Here is an 18,744-nt window from a genome sequence, read left to right on the forward strand (position 1 = left end):
GGAGGCAAACATGCAGGACCAGAACGCTGCGCGATTGCTCGCGCATGTGATGAACTGGGATGAGGTCAATGAAGTCTCAAAAGTACTGCTTCCACTTCAATTGCTGGCAGACTACAAGTATGACCATTACCAGCGGTTCGCTCCTGGCAAGCGCTTCATTGAAAGCCTGGCTTTATGGATCAATCAATTCGACGTCGCTGATCGTGAGCACGCTTTGAATTTCGTGAGACGTCGGTTGGTCTTCTTCTCGGACGCAGAAATGTCTCATCTGGTAACGACTGCTTACCCAGACTTGATAGTCCAGGAACGAATTCGCTTGGTAGCTGAGGAATTCAATGTTGGGTCGCACAAGGTTGTCCAAATCTCGAAACATCCTCGATTCACCGATTTGGGCTTGAAATCTCTTTACCTTGGGCTAAGCGATGGAGCTAGGACAAATGAACTTAGGCGGGCCAGCTATGGAGAGATAAGCAACGAACAAATCTGGCAAGCGTATGAGCTGGGGGAAGAAAAAGCGGGCGATATGATTGGAGAGCTAAAAAAGGCGCTCGAAAAAAAGACAAAGAAAGTCGTCGAGCAACCTAGATTTAATCTCATCTGGCTGCTTGATGACTTTTCCGGGAGTGGGAATACGTACGTACGCTTCGATAGCAAGGACCAACGATTCAAAGGGAAAATTCCGAAAATATACGAACGCCTTTTGAAGAAGGGCGATTTGATTGACCCGCAGCATTACGAGGTTTTCTTGCTGCTATATGTCGCAACCCGCCAAGCGATAGATCACATCGAATACTGGGCTGAGCGTTTTACATCCGAGAAGGGCTATAAGCCGTTACAGGTCAAGGTGCTATGCATCATTGAACCGGAAAACTCGCTCCTGAAGAACAGCAACAATGATGTAACAGCCTTACTAGGAAACGCACGCTATTCGGATCAACGAGCTGCGGACGAGCATTTCAAAAAAGGCGGCACAGATGACCCGCGAATGGGATTCGCGAATTGCGCGCTACCATTGGTCCTATCGCATAACACACCTAACAATTCCATCTTCATTCTCTGGGGACCAGAGGACATGCAGTTCTCCGGACTGTTCCCGAGAATTAGCCGACACAGAGAATTCTAATGGCTTATCAGTCGAATCCTTTTTTAGAGCGAATGTCCGAACGGACGGCCTCCGACCACGATTTCGTTCGCCTTTTTTCTCCAAAAATTCTTGAGAAATTAGAAGAGAACGCACTTAAGGGAGGAGTCCATATCCTTCGCAGCGCCCCTGGGGCTGGAAAAACAACACTTCTGCGAGCTTTCACGCCACTTGCGCTGAGAGCGTTTTGGAATGCCCGTCGCTCACCTGAACTCAACGAATCGTTTCAAAGTTTAGTAGGACACCAAGTACTAACTAATGATGAAGCACCGTCATTCTTAGGAATTGTATTGTCTTGTGCAGCGGGATATGCCGACTTGCCGCCGGACGAAAATCAACACGAAGGCCTGTTTAGGGCTTTGCTCGATTGCCGGGTAGTCCTCCGGTCGTTGCGCAGCTTAACCCTACTCATTGGGGTAGGCTCCGAACACCTAGATAAAATTCAGGTGAAGTACGCGCCGCCGACGGGCGAAACTCTTAAATATATACCTTCAGCCGGAACCGCAAAAGAGCTAGTGGATTGGGCAGAACGATACGAGCAGAATGTATATGCCCAGCTCGATACCTTCTCGCTCGATGGTGATCCAGGACCACGCCATGAGCGCTTCGAAAGCGTGCTTTGGCTTCAATTTGCCACCTTCACTTATGATGGTAGTGAGGTTGCGCCCAAAAGAATGTTGATGGTGGACGATCTTCACCGCCTTCGCCGCAAGCAACGAAACCTGCTGATCGATGAGCTAATCGTACTTCGCCCAATGTTCCCGATCTGGCTGGCAGAACGCAAAATTGCTCTGGGGGAGGAGGTACTGTCCCAAGGAGGCCGGGACGGACGCGACGTGGACCAAATCGATCTCGACAACATTTGGACTGCCAAACAGTTCTCTTCTTACGCGCAAAATATTCTTGATCGCCGGATGAGCAACCAAGACGTGGTTGCATCTAGGTTCTTCGCCAATTGCCTGAAAAACGAACTTGTCGTCGAGTCGTTAAAAAAGGAAGCAGCCGCCGGTATCGAACAGTTTCGAATATCGGTTGAAAAGCGGAAGAACAACGTGCGCTACAGTGAATGGCTCGCCAAAGCAGAAAAAATTGCTTCTGACGTATCCATCGACACCGTTCTTGAGCTTTATACGACACGTATATTGTTGATCCGGGATGAGGCGAAGAAGCAGATGTCACTTGATTTGGCTCTTTCTGCTGAAGAACTCGAAGACAGGGAAAACTCACAAGTGCGTGCAGCTGCAGAATTGTTTATGCACTTGGAACTTAAAATTCCCTACTACTTCGGGCTCGACCGTCTCTGCGTGATGGCGACCAACAATGTTGAAGAATTGCTCTTCCTGGCTGCACCTTTGTATGAGGGTTTGCAGTCAAGGCAAATCCTGCGTAAGCCAGAGATAATTCTTTCCCCCGAAGAACAAGAGCGGCTAATCAAAGAAGCGGCACGTAAAAAATGGGACTTCATCCCAAAGAGTCATACAGAGGGCCAACGGGCTCAACGCCTACTCGAATCGATAGCCATTTTTTGTAGAGAAAAAACCTACTTGCCCAACGCACCTTATGCGCCGGGTGTAACTGGTGTGAGGCTCTCAAAGAGTGAGCTGGATAAACTGACCCGTAAAGATCGACCTCTGGGAGAGCCAGGAAACCGCTTGGCTAAGGTGCTCGCAGAGTGCGCAGCCGAAAATCTCTTGGTGCCAAAAGAAAGCTCAGCCAGCACTAACCGAGACAGCGGCACTATTTTTTATCTAAATCGAACGTTATGTGCCATGCACGAGCTCCCATTGCAATTGGGCGGATGGCAGGACGTTTCCGCTGGTGAACTCATCAAGTGGATGGAGCGCCGACTTACCCCATCAAAACTAGACCTGTCAGAGGCTTAATATGCTTTGGGACCACTACGTTTTCCGCCGCGGTAGCAACGCCGTAAACGAGCTATGGGAGCGGACCCATGGCTCTCGCCCGCTCAAGATACTGTATATCGCGGGTCGAGGCTTCGACGTTCGTGCTCAAGCCGTCATGCAGGAGTATGTATCTTCATTGATTACTAGTGGAAACCGCGTCGATGAGGCGAAATTGCTACTTGTAGGGTTTTCAGGTTATGAATTGGACGAAGATATCAAGGACCTGACAGAAGAAAACGCAAAGCAATTGGAGGCGATCTTCTCACGGCTGGGGACTGCTGAGACCATCACGATCGGAAGCGGTCAGCTTGGCGATGATGGCGAAGAGGTCACATCTAGTAATGCACTTCGAGTGGGTGCGCAAAAGGTACTGAAGTTTGTGGATGGGCAAACGGACATTGTCCTCGACGTCAGCTCTCTTCCGAGGGTCGCCTATTTAGCGCTTCTAACGAGCCTACTTTGGAAACTTGTTCCGGATACGACGATTGCCGCTGACAAGCCGTACCCGCTATTTGCCAATGGAATCAACTTCCAGGTACTCGTAGCCGAGGATGCGGAACTGGACGGGCACATTAAAGCTGAAGACCCCAGCAGTGAGCTCGTACAACTACCGGGATTTGCCGGCGCATTCCATGCTGAGTCAATTAAGGATTGGCCGCTCGTATGGTTCCCAATACTCGGGGAGAACAGGGCAAATCAGTTGGTCAAAGTGCTGACCTCCTCAGAAATTTCGGGAGATGCTGAAATTTGTCCGGTAATTCCGCATCCTTCGAAGAATCCGCGGAGAGGCGACAATCTTTTGATGGAGTATCAAGAGCCTCTATTCAAAAGCAGCAGAACGCCGACCTCTAATATCGTTTTTGTACATGAATCGAACCCGTTTGAAGCCTACCGCCAATTGCTTGGGGCAATGAAGCGCTATCAGCAAAGCTTAAAAGTATTGGGGAACTGCCGTTTGGTGGTGACTCCGTTGGGAAGTAAGCTAATCACGGTAGGGGCTGGCCTGGCTTGCTTTGAAATGAGATATGCCAAGGACAACAATGGCTATAAAGTCGCTATTCCACTAGCCGAGCCGAAAAGATACATTGCGCAACCGAACAATCTTCGTGCATCGAAACCCGATATTTCCGCGCTGCTATTGACTGGAGACGCATTCGCGAGCAACTGATCTGGAGGAACCCGATCACGGCGGGACTAAGCCAAGACGCTGGATGAATGGGCTTACAGCAAGGGCGCAACTGAGCTTCATCCAACCTGGCAAGCCGCTGCATAATACCTACACCGAGAGCTTCAACGGTAAGTTCCGCGAGGAATGCCTGAATGAGCATTGGGTTATCTCGACGCGGCATGCGCGGCAAGTGATCGAAGATTGGCGCCAGGAATACAATGGCGAGCGACCGCACTACTCGCTCGGCTACCTGACACCGAACAGATTTGCAGCGAGTAATTTAGCCGCAGTCTATGCCAAAGGATAAAGACCGAGAGAAAACTAAGTACGTCTTCACCGAGAAATCCACTACAGGTGGGATTCAACGATTCAAAGATGGGCACCATGGATCTCGCCACTCACTAGCTGCGATGATTGGATTTGTACAAGAGCAAGCTGCTCCTTCATGGTTGTCAAAAGTGATTGGCTGGGTGGATGATCGTGTTGCAGCAAAAGTGCCTGGATGGAGCACTTCTGATCATCCGATTCCTGTAGAAATGAGCAGCGGAACTCACGATACAAGTCTCATCATGATCGTCAGGGAGAGCTTGGACCTATTGAGATACGCCATTATTGGCTGGATCTGACATAGATCGTAGCACAAGATACGACGCCCAGCTTGATTGTTCCTTTGTTTGCCGCCTTGAGTCGGCCTATCTAATTCACCTTCCACTGCTTGGAGAAGGCTGCAACTTGGCCGTACGACCCATTGATGCCGCGCGGACTAACTAACCTAGACGTTGTTCCGCAGCGCTATACACCCTGTCTCTTTAGCAGCTCGCCATGAGCGGACTGTTTTGTCATTCCGGCCCCTCATGAGGCCCGCATTCGCGCGGAAATCCACCGCCGTTGCGAAATGAGTTTTCAAGCCACCTTTCGTTCGGTTTCTGTATCTGAGGCAAAAATTGGGAGTAACGGTATGGCGTGCCCGCCGGCTCGAATTTGCTGTTCAGTTGAGGTCGATGTCTTTTGCATCCTTAGAAGAGCGACGTTCTGCATCGTCGGCCATTCCCTGCCAAAAGATTACTATGTCCATACGTTGATTCGGCGAAAGATAGACCCAGTGTTTGCAGTGCGAATCGATTCGAGAAAACAACTCAGGATAGATGTCTTTCAAGATAGGCATTCGTCGCAACGGTGCTTGTATTTCCACGTAGACGTTCAACGCCAGTTCCCGTAGCTCCGGCGAAGCAATTACTTCCGACATGCCTATCAGCAACACAGCCGCGACCAGTGAATCCAAGCTGCCGAGCGCGATCAGTTGCTTGGCGGCGGCATCATCGAAAGGGCGCTGACGCGGTTCCTTTTCATGTTCGCGCGGTTTTGCCTCGAATAGCAGCGAGACAACGGTTGGCTCCAGTGTCCGTAGAGCGTCCTCGAATTGTCGTGCATCGAATGACTCTTTTTTTAAATAGCTCCAAAGCGGGCTGCGAAACCAACGCGCAGCTCCTGGAAATCGTTCCTCCGCCTGGTCGACAGCATTGCGCGCTTCCCGTTGATCGTCTGGCACCTTCTTCCCCGTTCTGTACCTATCCCATTTTCTGGGGCGCGCCACGTCCGTGGCACGTTTGCGCACGAGTTCACCATCGAGTTCCATTTCAATGGCATAAGCGGAAGACAGGCCCGATACCTCTTTAAGTACGCTGAACCATAGCTTTGTCCTGAGCCGATCCACAGGATGGGTGGCTGGACGGCCTCGCTTGCGTGGTTCAACGTTCATGAGATGTGAAAAATCTGGAGTACGGAAAATAAGATTATCAGTTCGGGTGGAAAAAATGGGGCAAGTCACAAACAATATGTGACTACCAGCTTTCAGCCACCATTTATGAATACACCAACGGAAACCCTTGACACACCATCTCTCCTGGAAGCGCAACTCCTCGAATCCCTTCTACGGCTGCATGGCCCGATGATGACGGGAGAGCCTTTGCGGATTGCGCTCGGCTATCCATCGAAAGACGCCTTCCGACAGGCGCTCGCGCGCAAGACGGTGCCCATCCCAGTATTCGGTCTTGAGCAGAGAAGAGGGAAATTCGTGCTGACGAAAGACGTCGCGGCCTGGCTTGCTGGACAACGAAATCGCTCTACTACCCGCTCGGATCAAGAAAACGGAGGCGCCATGGACCCATAAACGGAACTACTGGCGCAGAAAGCACAAAGCCCGAAGTCCTTTGGCGAGGAGATTCGGGCTCGGAAAAGTGCACAAGTGGTCACCTGTGCATTCATTGTGCTGAGGTTGGATGGAACTGTCAAGCAAACATTCGCTTGAGGGGAGGTTTTGCCCAACGCTGTGCCCCCTGTCGGGGGAAACCCGACATCAGGTGGGTCATGAGATAAAAAATCATGACCTGACAGCACAACCCAAGCTCAAGGGGCATTGGATGGCGCAGCACATCTCAAGAAGTAAAAAATTCCGGGATTTTTCCCGAGACGAAATCAAACAAATGACGGAGCGTAGTGCTTGGGAGCTATTCTGCGAAATTCGCTGGGGAAGCAAAACCTACATGCCATGTCCGACCTGTCACGAAATTGATAATCACTATCCCAATCCGGCCAGAAAACAATGGCGATGCAAATTATGCGGTCACGTTTTCAGTGTCACATCAGATACGCCATTCGCAAACCGCCGTTTACCCTTCGTGAAACTAATTGAACTGATCTACGAATATGCGGTTGCTCCGAAGGGAATTGCTGCCAGTGATATTTGCTCCAAGTTGGGCATTACCTATCGCACTGCATGGCAGAACTTGAACAAGGTTCGTGAAGCGATCTTTCATGATCAAGATCGTATGAAACTTAACAGTCATGTGCAGATCGACGGTTGCCACGTTTGCGGCAAACCACGCCGCGGTCGCAAGCGTCTGAAAATGGACAACAACATCATCAACAACCATTTGAAGAACCGGAAAGCAGGCATGGTTCCCAATCGTCTTCCAATCGAACCTTGGAACATTGATAAGCTCAAGAATCGTCGCATCATCTTGGCATTACGGCAGATAGGCGAAAAAGGCCATGGCGTAGTTCGTACGATTACGTGTGTGCTGACGGCTGAATCTTCTGCTGAAGTAATTGAAGCGGTACGGAAGTATGTTGCACTAGGAACCTATATCGAAACTGATGATGGGAAGGCGTTTTCAGCGTTGAAAAGCCTTGGTTATCACCATAAAACAGTGCGTCACTCAGTTGAGTATTCGACAGACGATGGCGTCAATAACAACCAAGCCGAAGGACTTTTTTCTCGCCTACGTCGTGCTGAGTATGGTGTATATCACGGCATGCGTCCGAAATATCTCGCATTCTATGCTGCGGAATTTGGCTGGCGTGATGACAATCGAAAAAAATCGATGAAAGAGAAATTCAAATCTCTGCTCAGTTCCGTTCTGCGAGGAGCTATCTCGTTTGCTTTTAGAGGCTACTGTCAAGGGCGTCGTCTGCCGCTTGAATATCTTGGGTGAGATTTGAAGAAAGTGTCCACCATCCACAATAACTCGTTTGCTGCGGATGGTGGCGTACCAATTGCTTTTCCCGATATAAACCATTAAGTCGTCTGGTGACCTGCTTAGAGAGAAAGGTCCGGACAATTGGTGGCTCACCTGCAGTTTGCCGATGCTCCAAAATGAAATCGACGATTTGCTCTGAAGAGATTGGGGTCCCCTTGCCCATTTCTATTCTTTCGCAGATGAGCTGAGTTAACGCTCCACGTGGCAGGTCGGTGATAGGATTTTTCCCGCGAATCGCAGGGATGTTTTGAGGATCAACTTGCAACTTGTGCAGTCGTAAGGCCGTATCGATTGAGGCCAATGTCTCTTTCAATAGGGAGAGTTCATTGGTTAATTCCTGATATTTTTCAAATTGACGCCGATGGTTGTCCAGATATTGTTCGATTTTCTGGATCGAACCATCAACTCGTCCACGTTTTTCAATCAACCAGCTAAGGGAAGATGGCAATTTGAGCATGAAGCTAAGTTATCATCCTCTTACGCCTATGGGAATTGCAACAGCGAAATCATGGCGTCACGTTCTGTGAAATGAAATTTTCACGCGAATGAGCCATTTTGCATCTTCAATGAGACCCATGCACCATGGCCGGTGCGCTCGCTCAGGCCAGCACCGGCTGGCCGCGCGCGATCGCCTTTTCATTGATCGGCAGGTTGATCAGCGCCGCGAATACGCCGAGCGCCAGCACGATGCCCCAGACCGTGTCGTAGCTGCCCTGGCGCGCATACAGGAAGCCGCCCAGCCAGACCCCGAGGAAACTGCCGACTTGGTGCGAGAAAAACACGAAGCCGGACAACATCGACAGGTTGCGCACGCCGAAGATGCCGGCGATCACGCCATTGGTCAGGGGTACGGTGGATAGCCACAGCAGGCCGAGCGCGGCGGCAAAGACGTAGGTCGAGGCCGGCGACAGCGGCGCCAGCAGGAACAGGCCGATGATGGCCGAGCGGCCAATATAGATCAGCGCCAGCAGGTAGCGCTTGGGAAAGATACCGCCCAGCTTGCCGGCGTAGAAGGAGCCGAAAATATTGAACAGGCCGACCAGCGCCAGCGCGATCACCGCCACGTTCGGGTCGAGGATGCCCTTGTCCCGCAGGTAGGCCGGCAGGTGGACGCCGATGAACACCACCTGGAAACCGCATACGAAATAGCCCGACAGCAGCAGCAGGAATGGCCGGTGGCCGAAGGCTTCGCGCGTCGCGTGCCAACTGCTTTGCTGCGGCCCGTGCGTCTTGGCCGGTGCCGGTTCGCGCAGGCGGAATCCCATCGGGATCATCGCCAGCACCACCAGCGCGGCCAGGATCAGTAAGGCATTCTGCCAGCCGGTCAGCGAGATCAGTTGCTGCTCCACCGGCATCATCGCGAACTGGCCGAAGGAGCCAGCCGCGGCCGAAATGCCGAAGGCCCAGGAGCGTTTCGCTTCCGGGGCGTGGCGGCCGATGATGCCGGCAATCGCGCCGAATGCGGTGCAGGACAGCGCGGCGCCGATCAGGACGCCGGAGCCGAGTACGAACAGCGTCGGCTGGCTGACCAGCGCCATCCACAACAGTCCAGCCATGTACAGCAGGGCGCCGGCGATCACCACGCGCGCGGTGCCCAGACGGTCGGCCGCCATGCCGGCGAACGGGCCGAACACGCCCCACATCAGGTTTTGCAGCGCCATCGCCAGCGAATAGGTTTCGCGGGTCCAGCCATGCGCCTGCGAAATCGGCTGCAGCCAGAAGCCGAAGCCGTGGCGCACGCCCATCGCCAGGGTCAGCACCACGCCGCTGGCGAGGAGCAGGGTGGTCAGCGAAGGTGCGCGGGAGGCAGTCAACATGGCGGCAAACGAGTCGGATCGATGGAAAGCGAGTGTAGCCTAAAGCGCCGCCGGAGGTGGCCCGGCGCCGGTGGCAGGCCAGGTAGCGGAGGCCGTGCATGGCCGCGCCGATGCTATGATCGCAAGCAATCATCCAACCGCATTCCTGGCCAAAAGCCGAAAACCGATGAGCCTGCCCAGCACCCTGTTGATCGTCCTTGCCCTGATCGGCTGCAGCGCATTTTTTTCCTGCGCCGAAATCTCGCTGGCCGCCGCGCGCAAATTCAAGCTGCAGTTGCTGGCCGACGAGGGCAACCGTAACGCCGCCCGCGTGCTGGCGCTGCAGGCGCAGCCGGGGCATTTCTTCACGGTGGTGCAGATCGGCCTGAACGCGGTCGCGATCCTGGGCGGCATCCTCTCCGAAGCGGTGTTCTCGCCGCACTTTGCCGCGCTGCTGGCGTATCTGCCGGCCGGCCTGCCGTTCGCCGCGCAGGCGGCGCCGGTGCTGTCGTTCCTGTTGATGACTTCGCTCTTCATCCTGATCGCCGACCTGATCCCGAAGCGGCTGGCGATGATCGCGCCGGAGCGGGTGGCGCTGGCCACGGTCGGCACGATGCTGTTCTGCGTGCGCCTGTTCAAGCCGCTGGTGCTGGTGTTCAACGGCCTGGCCGACCTGCTGCTGCGGCTATTCAAGCTGCCGACCGCGCGCAGCGACGACATCACCGCCGACGACATCTTGGCGATGATGGATGCCGGCGCTTCCGCTGGCGTATTGCAGCAGCAGGAACACCATTTGATCGAGAACGTGCTGGAGCTGGAGTCGCGCACCGCCAGCGCCTCGATGACGCAGCGCGAGGACATCGTCTATTTCTCGCTGCAGGAAAGCGAGGCCGGCATCAAGCGCAAGATCGCCGAGCAGCCGCACACCTCGTACCTGGTGTGCACCGACGATGTCGACAGCGTGCTCGGCTACGTCAATGCCAAGGACATGTTGATGCGCCTGCTGAACGGCAAGACGATCGCATTGAGCGAACTGACGATGCACACCGTGCTGGCGATCCCGGAAACGCTGACGCTGTCCGAAGTGCTGGATCGCTTCAAGGGCACGCGCGAGGATTTCGCGGTGGTGCTGAACGAATACGCGCGGGTGGTCGGCGTCATCACGTTAAACGATGTGATGAGCACGCTGATGGGCGATATCGCCAGCCCGTCGGCGGAAGACCAGATCGTGCGGCGCGACGAGCGCACCTGGCTGGTGGACGGCATCACGCCGGTGCAGGACGTGCAGCGCGCGCTCGACATCGATGATTTCCCGGACAGCGAAAACTACGAAACCATCGCCGGTTTCATGATGTACCAGTTACGCAAGATTCCGAAACGCACCGACTGCGTGCAGCATGCCGGCTACAAGTTCGAGGTGGTCGATATCGACAATTACCGGATCGACCAGTTGCTGGTCACGCGCAGCGAGTCCGCCCCGCTGCCATAGCGGGCCGCCGGCGCAACGTCAGGCGGCGGCGAGTTCGACCCGGTTGCGTCCGTCGCCCTTGGCGCGATACAGCGAGGCGTCGGCGCGCGCGAAAGTGCCGGCCAGCGGCTCGTCGGCCCGGCACTCGGCCACCCCCATGCTGGCGCTGACGCTGACTTCTCCGCCGTCGAAGTGGAAGCGTTGCGCCGCGATCGACTGGCGCAGCTTGTCGGCAAGCGCGTAGGCCTGTTCGGATCGGCAATCCTTCAGCAGGATCAGGAATTCCTCGCCGCCCCAGCGGCCGAGCACATCGTTCTGGCGTACCGAGTCCCGGATCAGGTCGGCAACGGCGGCGATCACCTTATCGCCGGCCAGGTGGCCGTGTTGGTCGTTGATCGCCTTGAACAGGTCGATGTCGACCAGAATCAGCGACATCGGCTGCCGGCTGCGGCGGGCGTCGCGCCTGGCCTGCTCGAAGGCGGATTCGAAATGCTGGCGGTTCAGCATGCCGGTCATCGCATCGACCGCGGCCGCATTTTCCAGGCGGCGCTGGAAGCGGGTCACCGCAAACAGGGTCAGCGTCAGGACCAACAGCGTCACCGCCGAACTGACGGCGAGGTTCATCAGGAATACCTGCAGCAAGGGCTTGACCGCCTCCCGCTCGTCTTGCGACACCACCAGATACCATCCCAGTTCGGGAATGAAGCGCGAATTGACCAGCACCGTGGCGTGATCGCGCCGATATTGCAGTTGCGTCGGTTCGGTGCTGTGGTTGAGGATGCGCGCGGCAATCGATGAAATGCCGGGCAGTTGGTGGATCGACCCTTGGGGCACATTCATCGCGCTGCCGGCGGCCATGATCTTGCCGTCGGGGGCGACGAAATAGATGCTGCGCTGGAAGCGCTTTTGCGCGTCGTCAATGGTGTGCGCCAGGGCATTGAGTGTCAGGCCGACGCCGGTGGCGCCGATAAAATTGCCTTGGTAGTCGAGCACCCGGTAGTTGACGAAGATGGTCACGGTGTCGCGGTTGGCCATGTCCAGATCGATATTGATCTCATACGGCTGGCTCATGTCGCGCACGCGGAAAAACCAGACATCGCGCTCCGCCTTCGGGTCGACCGATTTCAGCAGCCCCTCGCCGTAATAGTATTTGTAGCTGCGGTTGGAAATCAGGAAGCTGCTGACGGTGCCGTATTTCTGCTTGATCTCGGCCAGGTAGCGCACGATCTGGTCGTCATCCTTTTCGCCGTTCAAGATCCAGTCGCGCACAAAGGTGTCGTGTGCCATCAGCGAAGAAATGAAGGTCGGACGCAGGATGTTTTTCTGGATTTCGGAATAGATGCTGTCGCCGGTCAGCGGCAGACCCTGCTCGGTAATATCGCGCCGTATCGTGTCGCGCGAAACGATATAGCTGGCAACGCTGGTGGTGACAAAACCGACGACCAGCAGCACGCTCAACCAGATCAGCAGGTGATATTTTTTCCAGAGATTCGGGAAGGACGGCATGGAGGAAGCAGCGGGCGAGTGTGGGCAAACATGCCGAGCCAAAAGTTTGCCGAAAAAACTGCTCTAAAGCAATGAACTTTGCTTCCTGCGGGGGTGCAGCGGCTAGGGCTGATGCAATGAATTCTGGCCGCAAGGCGGTGCCGGCAGCCGCGCACGGCACGGTAGTGTTGCCCGGCCTTGGTTCATACGTATGGCAGTATTATTCGACCCGTAATTTTCTCGAACGGAAATGGCTTGTTTTTGCCCATACTCCCGGTATATCAATCCGCAGTGGCGAGAAATGCCCGTACCAGCTCGATCTGGTGCGGCACGTTCAGGCACGGCGCGTGGCCGCATTCGGCGATTTCCACCAGCTGCGCGCGCGGCCCGCGCCGGGTCATCTGTTCGGCGGTGGCGGCGGTCAGCAGATCGGAGTGTTCGCCGCGCAACACCAGCGTCGGCAGCTCCAGCGTGTCGTAGGCGTCCCATAGGTCATAGTCGTGCGGATGGACGAAGAACTGGCGCACCATCGCCGGGTCGTAATGCGTGGTGACCTGGCCGTTCGGCAGGCGCCGCACCGAGGTTTCGGTCATCCGTCGCCACTGGGCGTCGCTCTGCCAGCCGTAGGGCTTATAGATCGTCCGCAGGTAGGTTTCCAGTTCGGTCACGGTGTCGAACGCCGGCGGGCTGCCGGCGTAGGACTTGATGCGCTCGATCGCGACCGTCGCCAACTCCGGCCCGATGTCGTTCAGCACCAGGTGGCTGATGCGACCCTTGAGCGCAGTGGCGGCGGCCACCATGCCGAGCGCGCCGCCCATCGAAGTGCCGACCCAGCGCATGCGTTCGATGCCGAGCTGGTCGGCCAGCGCCTGCGCGATCTGCGCGTAGAACGCCAGGCAGTATTCGGCATCCGGGTCCGGGCTCCACTGCGACAGACCGCGGCCGATGGTGTCGGGGCAAACGATGCGGTAGTCGCCGGCCAGCGCCTGCGCCAGGTCGTCGAAGTCGCGCCCGGTGCGCGCCAGCCCATGCCACAGGATCAGCGGCGGCGCACTTTTCTTGCCCCAGGCGGTGTAATGGATTTCCCGTTCGCAGCAGCGCAGGTAGTGCGAGGTAGGCGTCATCGTGATCTCCAGGTGCGCAGTTTGCCGACGATGCCGGTCGGGAAGAAATATACCGACAGCACGAACAGGATGCCCAGCCAAAGCAGCCAGCGGTCCGGTGATAGTAACGCCGCCAGCAGCGGCACGCCTTGCGCGGCGCCGGCGCCTGCCGCCATCAAATCCTGCAGGTAGCTCTGCGCCAGGATGAAGATGGTGGCGCCGCAGACTGCGCCATACATCGTGCCCATGCCACCGATCACCACGATCAACAGGATGTCGATCATGATCTCGAACGACAGCGAAGTGTCGGCGCCGTTGTAGCGCAGCCAGATCGCCAGCAGGCTGCCGGCCAGCGTCGCGAACAGCGCCGCCAGCACGTTCGACAGCGTGCGGAACACCACCGTGCGGTAGCCGATCGCCTCGGCACGGAAGTCGTTTTCGCGGATCGCCTGCAGCACGCGGCCGAACGGCGAATTGACGATGCGCAGCAGCGCCAGAAACAGCAGGGCGGCAGCGAAGAACACCAGGTAATAGGTGATCAGCTTGCCGTTGACGACGACACCGAACAGCGGCTCTTCCAGCAGGCGGAAGGCCGGCGACAAGAGTTCCGGCAGCTTGAAGCTCAGGCCGTCCTCGCCGCCGGTGATGTTCGAGAGCTGCGAAGCCAGCGTCTGGAACGCCGCCGCCACCGCCAGCGTGATCATCGCGTAAAAGATCGCCCGCACGCGCAGCGAAAACAGCCCGATCACGAGCGACAGTGCGAGCGATAACAGCAGTGCGGCGCCGATGCCGAGCGCCAGATTGCCCCAGCCCGGGCCGAGCTGGCTGCTGGCGATCGCCACCCCGTAGGCGCCGATGCCGAAGAACATCGTGTGCGCGAACGAAACGATGCCGGTGTAACCGAGCAAGAGGTCGTAGCTGGCGACCAGCACGATGAAGATCAGGATCTTGGCGGCGACATTCAGCGCCTTGGCGCCGGGGAACAGGAACGGCGCCAACGCCAGGCCCAGCACGATCGCGATCAGCAGCAGCGCCAGCAGCCGGCTCCTTGGCAAGTCCTGGGAGAGCAGGCGGCCGATCATTGCTTGCCACCGGAATACAAGCCCTGCGGCCGCCACAGCAGGATCGCGACCATCAGCAGAATGTTGGAAAACAGCGCCACCTTGGGCGCCAGGAAGCCGGTGTAATTGGCCAGCAGGCCGACCAGCAGCGCGCCCAGAAAGCAGCCGGCGGTCGAGCCGAGGCCGCCGATGATGATGACGATGAAGATCAGCACGTTGACCTGCGCCCCCATCTGCGGAATCACGTTTTGCTGGTACAGCCCCCACATCACGCCGCCGAGGCCGGCCAACGCCGAGCCGGCGACGAACACGCCGACAAACAGGCGGCGGATGCGGTAGCCGAGGCTCTCGACCATTTCCCGGTCCTGCACCCCGGCGCGGATCAGGAGGCCAAGCTTGGTGCGGTTCAGCATCAGCAGCAGGCCGATGAACACCGCCAGCCCGACCACCACCGCCAGCACCCGGTATTTCTCGATCGCGGCCTCGCCCACCAGCAGCGCGCCGCGCAGCGCGCCCGGCAGCGGCAGCGGAATCTGCTGCGGCCCCCAGATCACCTTGATCAATTCCTCGCCGATCACCATGCCGCCCATCGTGATCAGGATTTGCATCAGGTGCAGTCCGTACACCTTGCGCACCAGCACCCGCTCAAACACCCAGCCGAGCGCGCCGGCGGCCAGCATGGCTGCGGCCACCGCCAGCCCGAGCGCGGCCAGGTTCAGGCCGAGGTCGTCGGCCGCGGTCCAGCCCGGGAGCGCGCCCAGCACCGACACCGCGACGAAGGCACCGAGCGCGATGAACACGCCGTGGCCGAAATTCAATACGTCCATCAGGCCGAAAATCAGCGTCAGGCCGGAGGCGATGATGAAGATGATCATGCCCATCGCCAGGCCGGCGGCGGTCAGCGTGATCCAGGTCGGGACTGATCCGATCAGCGGCAGCGCCGCAGCCGCCAGCGCCGGCACCAGCAGCAGCGGCGCCCAGTCGATTGTCCTGGCGGCCGGGGCCGCTGGTGTTGCCGCCGGCGTCGTCGGCGCGGCCGGCAGGGTCGTGCTTGGTTCCATCGTGTCTCCGTTTGTCGCGCTCATGTGTGCCGCTCAGTGGTGCGCCGCCAGCGACAGGCCCAACAGGCGCGTCTGCAATTCCTCGTCCTGCGCCAGTTCCGCCATCTGCCCGCGATGCACGATCTTGCCGTCGTCCATCACCGCCACCGTGTCGCCCAGCTGCCGGGCGAAATTGAAGTTCTGCTCGACCAGCAGGATCGTGGTGTCGGTCTGCTTCAGTTGGCGGAAGGCGTCGATCATGTTGGCGATGATCGCCGGCGCCAGCCCCTTGCTCGGTTCATCGATCAACAGCAGCTGGCGCGGCTCGACGATCGCGCGTGCCACCGCCAGCATCTGCTTCTGGCCGCCGGACAGCTTGCCGGCCGGGTGCAGCCAGAATTTCCGGATGGCCGGAAACAGTTCGAAAATCCATTCCAGCCGCCGGCTGTCGATGTCGTCGATGCGGCGCGCGGCACGCGCCGCCAGCAGCATGTTTTCCTTGACCGACAGGTCGGCGAAGATGCCCATGTTTTCCGGCACGTAGGCGATGCCGCGCTGCGAAATGTCGGGCGTGGCCTGGCCTGTGATGTCGGCGCCGTCGAAGCTGATGCGGCCCTGCGACGCCGACCACAGGCCCATGATGGTGCGCAAAGTGGTGGTCTTGCCGGCGCCGTTGCGGCCCAGCAGCATCGTCAGTTGCCCGCGCGGCACGTCGAGGTCGACGCCGTGCAGGATGTGATAGGCGCCGATGTGGGTATGCACGCCTTTCAGCGTCAGCAGCGGCGAGAGTGTCGTGGCGTTCATGCGGCTTCCTCCAACGGCGCCAGGCCGAGATAGGCTTGCTGCACCACCGGCGAGGCGATCACCCGTTCCGGTTCGCCGTCCGCCATCAGGGTGCCGTTGTGCAGTACGATGATGCGGTCCGCCAGTTCGCGCACGACGTCCATCTTGTGTTCGACCAGCAGGATGGTCTTGCCCGAATGCGCCTTCAGTTGACGGATCAGGTCGAGGATCACCGGCACTTCATCGACGCTCATGCCGGCGGTCGGTTCGTCGAACATGTAGACCTCAGGGTCGAGCGCCATCAACAGGCCGACTTCCAGCTTGCGCTGGTCGCCGTGCGGCAGCGCCGCCGCCGGCAAATCGCGCTTGGCCGTCAGCGCCACCGTTTCCAGCACCTGCTCGGCGCGCTCGATCAGGTCGCGATGGCGGCTCCAGACGTGCCACAGGTCGAGCCCCAGGTGGCGGCGCGACTGCAGCACCAGGCGCACGTTCTCCAGCACCGTCAGATGCGGGAACAAGCTGGTCAACTGGAAGGCGCGCCCGAGGCCGGCGTGGGTGCGCGCCGCCACCGGCAGCGCCGAGATATCGCGCCCGCCCAACAGCACCTGGCCGGCGCTGGACTGCAACTGGCCGGAAATCAGGTTGAAATAGGTAGTCTTGCCGGCGCCGTTGGGGCCGACGATCGCGGTCAGCGTACCGGGCAAAAAGGCACACGACACCGCATTGACCGCGACGTGGCCGCCGAAGCGGATCGTCAGGTCGCGGGTTTCGAGCGAGGCCGCGCGTCGGGAATCAGATTGTTGCAGGGACATGGTCAACCTCCGTCGGGAGCGTTGGTCAATGGTTGGATACGCCGGCCGTCAGGCAAGGTAAATCGAAGGCGGCCCCGCCCTGCGCGAGTGGGGCCACCGGCAATCCGCGCCGCAACTAAAGCAATTGCTTAACGCTTGTTGCGGATCGGGATGTTCATGTCCTCGATCTTGATCTCGCGCACCAGTTCCGGCACGCCCCAGGCGAGCGCCGGGTCGACCTTGATCTTGAAGTGGTACATCGATTGCAGCGCCTGGTGGTCTTCCTTGCGGAAAGTCATCTTGCCCTTGGGCGTGTCGAAGCTCATGCCTTCCATGGTGGCGATCAGCTTTTCGGTGTCGGTGCTGCCGCCGGTCTTCTTGAAGGCCTCGACCAGTGCCATGCCGGCCGCCATGCCGCCGGCGGTGAAGAAGTCGGGCGGCGACTTGAAGCGCTTTTCATGCTCCTTCACCAGCCAGTCGTTGGCCGGGTTCTTCGGGATGCCGTAGTAATAGTAGGTGGCGCCTTCCATGCCGGGGAAGTTCTTGTAGGACGCCATCGCCGGCAGGATGTTGCCGCCGGTGGCGATCTCGATGCCGTAGCGCTTCGGATCGAGGTCGGCGATCTTGAACGGGTTGCCGGCGCCGGCCCAGATGATGAAGATCACCTTGCGTCCCGGCTTGTCCTTCAAGGCGTCGAACAGGCGCTGGGCGCCGGCGGTGAAGTCGGTGGTGCTGGTCGGCAGGTATTCCTCATGCACGATCTTGGCGTGCTTGAGCGCGTCCTTGAAGGCCTTGACGCCGTCGCGGCCGAACGCATAATCCTGCGCCAGCGTCGCGATCGTGACACCGTCCTTGTCGAGTGCGACCGCGTTCGAGATCGCATCCTGCGACGAATTGCGGCCGGTGCGGAACACGTAGCGGTTCCATTTTTCGCCGGTGATGGCATCGGCCACCGCCGGCTCCACCAGCAGGATTTTCTTGTATTCCTCGGCCACCGGCAGCATCGCCAGCGCCACGCCGGAGCCGGTCGGACCGACCGCGATGTCGGCGTTGTCGTCGGCATAGGCGGCAGCCAGTTGCGACTTGGCGACGTCCGGCTTGCCCTGGGTGTCTTTCTCGATCAGCACCAGCTTGCTGCCGTTGACCGTCATGCTGCCGCCGGTCGCATATTCGAGGCCCATCATGAGGCCGGTCTGGGTTTGCTTGGCGTAGGCTTCGAGCGGGCCGGTCTTGTCATAGACGTGGGCGATCCGGATGTCCTTGGCCTGCAGCGGGGCGGCACAGCAGAGCACGGCCAGCGCCGCGATCAGATGGTGTTTCATGGTTTCTCCTCCATGGGGTGATTCAGTTTATTGTGCGGTTAGAGTAACCGAAGTCCGCAGGTGCGCACAGTAGTATAAATACGATATTCGGCAACGCCGGCAGCGCTTGCCTGGCGGCAGTGGAGCGGCTAATGTGATCTCTT

At 58.0% G+C, this 18,744-nt stretch carries 17 protein-coding genes and 1 pseudogene; 8 read left to right on the top strand and 10 right to left on the bottom strand.

Annotation, left to right across the window (positions count from 1 at the left end):
* Window positions 1-10 precede the first annotated feature (10 nt).
* From ACK2VC_RS10205 to ACK2VC_RS10225, 5 genes and pseudogenes are all read left to right on the top strand, one after another.
* Window positions 11-1,123: a phosphoribosyltransferase-like protein gene (locus tag ACK2VC_RS10205; RefSeq protein ID WP_486730235.1), complete on the top strand. Its 1,113-nt coding sequence runs from the start codon at window positions 11-13 to the stop codon at window positions 1,121-1,123.
* Window positions 1,123-3,024, top strand: a complete 1,902-nt coding sequence (locus tag ACK2VC_RS10210; protein ID WP_486730236.1) for an ORC-CDC6 family AAA ATPase — start codon at window positions 1,123-1,125, stop codon at window positions 3,022-3,024. Before ACK2VC_RS10205 ends, ACK2VC_RS10210 begins: the two co-directional genes overlap by 1 nt.
* Before the next feature lies 1 nt (window position 3,025).
* The gene (locus tag ACK2VC_RS10215) at window positions 3,026-4,213 is read left to right on the top strand and encodes a hypothetical protein (RefSeq protein ID WP_486730237.1); all 1,188 of its coding nucleotides are present in this window, start codon (window positions 3,026-3,028) and stop codon (window positions 4,211-4,213) included.
* A 48-nt stretch (window positions 4,214-4,261) separates the two neighbouring features.
* Window positions 4,262-4,520, top strand: a pseudogene (locus ACK2VC_RS10220) (integrase core domain-containing protein); the annotation flags it as partial.
* The gene (locus ACK2VC_RS10225) at window positions 4,507-4,839 is read left to right on the top strand and encodes a hypothetical protein (RefSeq protein ID WP_486730238.1); all 333 of its coding nucleotides are present in this window, start codon (window positions 4,507-4,509) and stop codon (window positions 4,837-4,839) included. The pseudogene ACK2VC_RS10220 and the gene ACK2VC_RS10225, both read left to right, overlap by 14 nt.
* Window positions 4,840-5,201: 362 nt before the next feature.
* Here the strand turns inward: ACK2VC_RS10225 and ACK2VC_RS10230 are convergent, their stop codons facing one another.
* On the bottom strand, window positions 5,202-5,972 hold the full coding sequence (locus ACK2VC_RS10230; RefSeq protein WP_486730239.1) for a hypothetical protein: 771 nt from the start codon (window positions 5,970-5,972) through the stop codon (window positions 5,202-5,204).
* A 105-nt stretch (window positions 5,973-6,077) separates the two neighbouring features.
* Here ACK2VC_RS10230 and ACK2VC_RS10235 point away from each other — a divergent pair, with 105 nt between their 5' ends.
* Window positions 6,078-6,383 (top strand): hypothetical protein, encoded by a 306-nt coding sequence (locus ACK2VC_RS10235; protein WP_486730240.1) that lies wholly within the window; start codon window positions 6,078-6,080, stop codon window positions 6,381-6,383.
* A 109-nt stretch (window positions 6,384-6,492) separates the two neighbouring features.
* Window positions 6,493-7,707, top strand: coding sequence for an IS1595 family transposase (locus tag ACK2VC_RS10240; RefSeq protein ID WP_486730241.1), 1,215 nt, complete (start codon window positions 6,493-6,495; stop codon window positions 7,705-7,707).
* Here ACK2VC_RS10240 and ACK2VC_RS10245 read toward each other — a convergent pair.
* Together ACK2VC_RS10245 and ACK2VC_RS10250 are read right to left on the bottom strand one after the other, a co-directional pair.
* The gene (locus tag ACK2VC_RS10245) at window positions 7,658-8,209 is read right to left on the bottom strand and encodes a hypothetical protein (protein ID WP_486730242.1); all 552 of its coding nucleotides are present in this window, start codon (window positions 8,207-8,209) and stop codon (window positions 7,658-7,660) included. The genes ACK2VC_RS10240 and ACK2VC_RS10245 overlap by 50 nt on opposite strands.
* 142 nt (window positions 8,210-8,351) lie before the next feature.
* On the bottom strand, window positions 8,352-9,569 hold the full coding sequence (locus tag ACK2VC_RS10250; RefSeq protein ID WP_486730243.1) for an MFS transporter: 1,218 nt from the start codon (window positions 9,567-9,569) through the stop codon (window positions 8,352-8,354).
* A 166-nt stretch (window positions 9,570-9,735) separates the two neighbouring features.
* Here ACK2VC_RS10250 and paeA point away from each other — a divergent pair, with 166 nt between their 5' ends.
* The gene (paeA, locus tag ACK2VC_RS10255) at window positions 9,736-11,037 is read left to right on the top strand and encodes a polyamine export protein PaeA (RefSeq protein ID WP_486730244.1); all 1,302 of its coding nucleotides are present in this window, start codon (window positions 9,736-9,738) and stop codon (window positions 11,035-11,037) included.
* Between the two features lie 18 nt (window positions 11,038-11,055).
* On the opposite strand, the gene ACK2VC_RS10260 is transcribed toward paeA, so the two are convergent.
* The 7 genes from ACK2VC_RS10260 to ACK2VC_RS10290 all read right to left on the bottom strand — a co-directional run bounded on the left by ACK2VC_RS10260 (window position 11,056) and on the right by ACK2VC_RS10290 (window position 18,601).
* Entirely contained in the window at window positions 11,056-12,522 is a 1,467-nt protein-coding gene (locus tag ACK2VC_RS10260; RefSeq protein ID WP_486730245.1) for a sensor domain-containing diguanylate cyclase, read from the bottom strand.
* A 260-nt stretch (window positions 12,523-12,782) separates the two neighbouring features.
* Window positions 12,783-13,625: an alpha/beta fold hydrolase gene (locus ACK2VC_RS10265; RefSeq protein ID WP_486730246.1), complete on the bottom strand. Its 843-nt coding sequence runs from the start codon at window positions 13,623-13,625 to the stop codon at window positions 12,783-12,785.
* Window positions 13,622-14,686 carry a branched-chain amino acid ABC transporter permease gene (locus tag ACK2VC_RS10270; protein ID WP_486730247.1) on the bottom strand — a complete coding sequence of 355 codons (1,065 nt, stop codon included), beginning with the start codon at window positions 14,684-14,686 and terminating at the stop codon, window positions 13,622-13,624. The genes ACK2VC_RS10265 and ACK2VC_RS10270 overlap by 4 nt, the downstream gene beginning before the upstream one ends.
* Complete coding sequence (locus ACK2VC_RS10275; protein ID WP_486730248.1) at window positions 14,683-15,726, bottom strand: branched-chain amino acid ABC transporter permease; 1,044 nt, start codon at window positions 15,724-15,726, stop codon at window positions 14,683-14,685. The genes ACK2VC_RS10270 and ACK2VC_RS10275 overlap by 4 nt, the downstream gene beginning before the upstream one ends.
* Window positions 15,727-15,759: 33 nt before the next feature.
* The gene (locus ACK2VC_RS10280; RefSeq protein ID WP_486730249.1) at window positions 15,760-16,509 is read right to left on the bottom strand and encodes an ABC transporter ATP-binding protein; all 750 of its coding nucleotides are present in this window, start codon (window positions 16,507-16,509) and stop codon (window positions 15,760-15,762) included.
* Window positions 16,506-17,300: an ABC transporter ATP-binding protein gene (locus ACK2VC_RS10285; protein WP_486730250.1), complete on the bottom strand. Its 795-nt coding sequence runs from the start codon at window positions 17,298-17,300 to the stop codon at window positions 16,506-16,508. Before ACK2VC_RS10285 ends, ACK2VC_RS10280 begins: the two co-directional genes overlap by 4 nt.
* Before the next feature lie 128 nt (window positions 17,301-17,428).
* The gene (locus ACK2VC_RS10290; protein WP_486730251.1) at window positions 17,429-18,601 is read right to left on the bottom strand and encodes a substrate-binding domain-containing protein; all 1,173 of its coding nucleotides are present in this window, start codon (window positions 18,599-18,601) and stop codon (window positions 17,429-17,431) included.
* Window positions 18,602-18,744 lie beyond the last annotated feature (143 nt).

The organism is Herbaspirillum sp. WTB6, assembly GCF_057457785.1.

What these genes read in the sequence shown, in the direction of transcription:
- ACK2VC_RS10205 (WP_486730235.1), top strand. Translation starts at nt 11, where the DNA reads ATGCAGGACCAGAACGCTGCGCGATTGCTCGCGCATGTGATGAACTGG.
- ACK2VC_RS10215 (WP_486730237.1), top strand. Translation starts at nt 3,026, where the DNA reads ATGCTTTGGGACCACTACGTTTTCCGCCGCGGTAGCAACGCCGTAAAC.
- ACK2VC_RS10245 (WP_486730242.1), bottom strand. Translation starts at nt 8,209, where the DNA reads ATGCTCAAATTGCCATCTTCCCTTAGCTGGTTGATTGAAAAACGTGGA.
- ACK2VC_RS10275 (WP_486730248.1), bottom strand. Translation starts at nt 15,726, where the DNA reads ATGGAACCAAGCACGACCCTGCCGGCCGCGCCGACGACGCCGGCGGCA.
- ACK2VC_RS10265 (WP_486730246.1), bottom strand. Translation starts at nt 13,625, where the DNA reads ATGACGCCTACCTCGCACTACCTGCGCTGCTGCGAACGGGAAATCCAT.
- paeA (WP_486730244.1), top strand. Translation starts at nt 9,736, where the DNA reads ATGAGCCTGCCCAGCACCCTGTTGATCGTCCTTGCCCTGATCGGCTGC.
- ACK2VC_RS10235 (WP_486730240.1), top strand. Translation starts at nt 6,078, where the DNA reads ATGAATACACCAACGGAAACCCTTGACACACCATCTCTCCTGGAAGCG.
- ACK2VC_RS10240 (WP_486730241.1), top strand. Translation starts at nt 6,493, where the DNA reads ATGGAACTGTCAAGCAAACATTCGCTTGAGGGGAGGTTTTGCCCAACG.
- ACK2VC_RS10270 (WP_486730247.1), bottom strand. Translation starts at nt 14,686, where the DNA reads ATGATCGGCCGCCTGCTCTCCCAGGACTTGCCAAGGAGCCGGCTGCTG.
- ACK2VC_RS10210 (WP_486730236.1), top strand. Translation starts at nt 1,123, where the DNA reads ATGGCTTATCAGTCGAATCCTTTTTTAGAGCGAATGTCCGAACGGACG.
- ACK2VC_RS10250 (WP_486730243.1), bottom strand. Translation starts at nt 9,569, where the DNA reads ATGTTGACTGCCTCCCGCGCACCTTCGCTGACCACCCTGCTCCTCGCC.
- ACK2VC_RS10225 (WP_486730238.1), top strand. Translation starts at nt 4,507, where the DNA reads ATGCCAAAGGATAAAGACCGAGAGAAAACTAAGTACGTCTTCACCGAG.
- ACK2VC_RS10290 (WP_486730251.1), bottom strand. Translation starts at nt 18,601, where the DNA reads ATGAAACACCATCTGATCGCGGCGCTGGCCGTGCTCTGCTGTGCCGCC.
- ACK2VC_RS10260 (WP_486730245.1), bottom strand. Translation starts at nt 12,522, where the DNA reads ATGCCGTCCTTCCCGAATCTCTGGAAAAAATATCACCTGCTGATCTGG.
- ACK2VC_RS10280 (WP_486730249.1), bottom strand. Translation starts at nt 16,509, where the DNA reads ATGAACGCCACGACACTCTCGCCGCTGCTGACGCTGAAAGGCGTGCAT.
- ACK2VC_RS10285 (WP_486730250.1), bottom strand. Translation starts at nt 17,300, where the DNA reads ATGTCCCTGCAACAATCTGATTCCCGACGCGCGGCCTCGCTCGAAACC.
- ACK2VC_RS10230 (WP_486730239.1), bottom strand. Translation starts at nt 5,972, where the DNA reads ATGAACGTTGAACCACGCAAGCGAGGCCGTCCAGCCACCCATCCTGTG.